Source organism: Mycolicibacter sinensis, assembly GCF_001667375.1.
Lineage (GTDB): Bacteria > Actinomycetota > Actinomycetes > Mycobacteriales > Mycobacteriaceae > Mycobacterium > Mycobacterium sinense_A.
In genome coordinates, this window is the sequence record NZ_LZIN01000026.1 from 1 (window position 1) to 844 (window position 844).

Annotated in this window: 1 protein-coding gene; it reads right to left on the reverse strand. The window is 64.7% G+C overall.

Annotation, left to right across the window (positions count from 1 at the left end):
- Positions 1-820 (reverse strand): PE-PPE domain-containing protein (locus tag A5771_RS24625; RefSeq protein WP_234782954.1); only part of this gene is annotated, 820 nt, incomplete at its 3' end.
- Positions 821-844 lie beyond the last annotated feature (24 nt).

The following is an 844-nucleotide window of genomic DNA, read 5'->3' on the forward strand; positions in this document are numbered from 1 at the left end:
AGTCGAGCGTGTCTTCCACCCCGCCCCAGTCGATGCCCATCCATTCGGTGAAGAAGCCCTCGATGTTGCCGAAGGCGCTGTAGAAGAACGCCACAACTGAGTAGAACAAGCCTTCCCACCAACCGCTGTCGACCAGCCCGTGGCTCCACGCATTGATCCAGGCGCCGAACTGGTCGAAGTCACCGGAGATGTCGATGTCGGTGATCGCGCCGTCGGTGGTGGCCAGGTGGTTGGCCACCTGATCGGGCGTGAGCCCCAGATACATCATGTGCTCGTAGAACAAACCGAGCTCAGAGGTGGACGTGGGGTCGGTGACCGGATCTCCGGGGATCGTGTAATCGGTTACCGCGAACCAGTTGTTCGGGGTCTGGACACCCGACAGCAGAGCAGTGTCGAAGAAGTCGGAGGAGGAAACCCCGCCCATACCCTCCGACGCGGTGTCGGCACCGACCGGATTGCCGATGAACACGAAATGCAGCAACTGCGGGTTGACGCCGTCGTGGGCCAGTTGGGCCATCGCGATCGAACCGGCCGTGGCGCCCTGCGAGTAGCCGAATATCCACAGCGGGTTGTCGGCATCGTAGGCGCCCGGGTTGGCGTCGAGCTGGGCGTGCACCGCCCGCACGATCTCGGCCGCGCCGACGAAACTGCTGTGCCCCTGCAGGATCAGCTGCGGGGTGGTCAGCACCTGCAGCGGGGAATCGCAGATGCCGGCACCGATCACGCAGACCGTCGGATCGTCGCCGGCGTCGAAGCCTAGCGGGTTGAGGAACAGGTCGGCCGCGGTTTGGGCGAACGCCGCCGAGGGCGTCGGCAACATCGTCCCGCCGACGAAGAACGCGGT